Origin of the sequence: Planococcus sp. CAU13 (assembly GCF_000775575.1) — a bacterium.
Taxonomy (GTDB): Bacteria; Bacillota; Bacilli; order Bacillales_A; family Planococcaceae; genus Planococcus.
In genome coordinates this window covers 1-1,873 of the sequence record NZ_JRGN01000278.1, presented here as the reverse complement: position 1 = coordinate 1,873, position 1,873 = coordinate 1, and the positions used below count along the sequence as shown (strand labels likewise).

Genomic DNA, 1,873 nt, shown 5'->3' with positions numbered 1-1,873 from the left:
CACCCTACCAGAGCACCCCTTCTCCCGAAGTTACGGGGTCATTTTGCCGAGTTCCTTAACGAGAGTTCACTCGCTCACCTTAGAATTCTCTTCTCGCCTACCTGTGTCGGTTTGCGGTACGGGCACCTCCCGCCTCGCTAGAGGCTTTTCTTGGCAGTGTGAAATCAGGGACTCCGGAGCAGAGTGCTCCTTGCCGTCACAGCTTGACGTATGCGGGAATGGGATTTGCCTCATTCCCCGCCTCACTGCTTGGACGCGCACAACCAACGGCGCGCTCGCCTTATCCTTCTGCGTCCCCCCATTGCTCAAACGGCGGGGAGGTGGTACAGGAATATCAACCTGTTGGCCATCGTCTACGCCTATCGGCCTCGACTTAGGTCCCGACTGACCCTGAGCGGACGAGCCTTCCTCAGGAAACCTTAGGCATTCGGTGGACGGGATTCTCACCCGTCTTTCGTTACTCATACCGGCATTCTCACTTCTAAGCGCTCCACGCATCCTTCCGGTTGCGCTTCGACGCCCTTAGAACGCTCTCCTACCACGGACATCTTCGATGTCCATCCACAGCTTCGGTAATCCGTTTAGCCCCGGTACATTTTCGGCGCAGTGTCACTCGACCAGTGAGCTATTACGCACTCTTTAAATGATGGCTGCTTCTAAGCCAACATCCTGGTTGTCTAAGCAACGCCACATCCTTTTCCACTTAACGGATATTTGGGGACCTTAGCTGGTGGTCTGGGCTGTTTCCCTCTTGACTACGGATCTTATCACTCGCAGTCTGACTCCCAATCCTAACTCACTGGCATTCGGAGTTTGTCTGAATTCGGTAACCCGGGATGGGCCCCTAGTCCAAACAGTGCTCTACCTCCAGGAGTCAAACGGATTGAGGCTAGCCCTAAAGCTATTTCGGAGAGAACCAGCTATCTCCAGGTTCGATTGGAATTTCTCCGCTACCCACACCTCATCCCCGCACTTTTCAACGTGCGTGGGTTCGGGCCTCCAGTAAGTGTTACCTTACCTTCACCCTGGACATGGGTAGATCACCTGGTTTCGGGTCTACAACTGCATACTCAACTCGCCCTGTTCAGACTCGCTTTCGCTGCGGCTCCGGCTTCTCACCTTAACCTTGCATGCAATCGTAACTCGCCGGTTCATTCTACAAAAGGCACGCCATCACCCATTAACGGGCTTTGACTACTTGTAGGCACACGGTTTCAGGATCTGTTTCACTCCCCTTCCGGGGTGCTTTTCACCTTTCCCTCACGGTACTGGTTCACTATCGGTCACTAGGGAGTATTTAGCCTTGGGAGATGGTCCTCCCGGATTCCGACGGAATTTCACGTGTTCCGCCGTACTCAGGATCCACTCGGGAGATCAGGGCCTTTCAGCTACAGGGCTGTTACCTCGTATCGCGGACCGTTCCAGGTCGCTTCACTTAGGCCATGATTTTGTAACTCCGCAATGAGTGTCCTACAACCCCAGGAGGCAAGCCTCCTGGTTTGGGCTGTTCCCGTTTCGCTCGCCGCTACTCAGGGAATCGCATTTGCTTTCTCTTCCTCCAGGTACTTAGATGTTTCAGTTCCCTGGGTGTGCCTTCTCATGTGCTATGAATTCACACATGGATACTGCCCCATTACAGGCAGTGGGTTTCCCCATTCGGAAATCTCCGGATCAAAGCTCACTTACAGCTCCCCGGAGCATATCGGTGTTAGTGCCGTCCTTCTTCGGCTCCTAGTGCCAAGGCATCCACCGTGCGCCCTTTCTAACTTAACCTGCGTTAAAAAGTTGGCTGAACAAAATTCAGCCGTTTCACTGTGAATCGCGTTGTTTCAATTTGTTTCAATGTCGTTTTATCCAGTTTTCAAAGAACAAG

1 rRNA gene is annotated in these 1,873 nt (G+C 53.1%); it reads right to left on the bottom strand.

From position 1 onward, the window contains the following. Positions 1-1,773 (bottom strand): 23S ribosomal RNA (locus tag KW93_RS13140); the annotation flags it as partial. Positions 1,774-1,873: the final 100 nt, after the last annotated feature.